This window comes from Bradyrhizobium cosmicum (genome assembly GCF_032290525.1).
Lineage (GTDB): Bacteria > Pseudomonadota > Alphaproteobacteria > Rhizobiales > Xanthobacteraceae > Bradyrhizobium > Bradyrhizobium cosmicum_A.
In genome coordinates, this window is record NZ_JASXTA010000261.1 from 1 (window position 1) to 267 (window position 267).

1 protein-coding gene is annotated in these 267 nt (G+C 71.2%); it reads right to left on the reverse strand.

Annotation, left to right across the window (positions count from 1 at the left end; translation table 11 throughout):
- Positions 1 to 43: 43 nt before the first annotated feature.
- Positions 44 to 267: hypothetical protein (locus QSV46_RS39890; protein WP_314964116.1), on the reverse strand; the 224-nt coding region annotated here is incomplete at its 5' end.

Below are 267 nucleotides of genomic sequence, written 5' to 3' on the forward strand. Positions count from 1 at the left end.
GTCCTTGGTCGTGCGGGTGGTCGTGCTCGTGCTCGTGCTCGACCTAGGCATGAGGATGAGACTGGCCATGAGGGTGCTCGTGCCCGTGCTCGACGGCGGCCGTCCCCCGCCAGCGGCGGACGGCCAGGACCAGGAGGTAGACGCCGACGGCGACGAGCAGCAGGCCGGACACGACCTCGGTCACCGGGATCACCAGTTCCGGCGCTGCCAGCGCTCCCAGGGCCATGAGGGCGCCGAGCGCCAGGACGCTGGCAGTGTGGGTGAAGG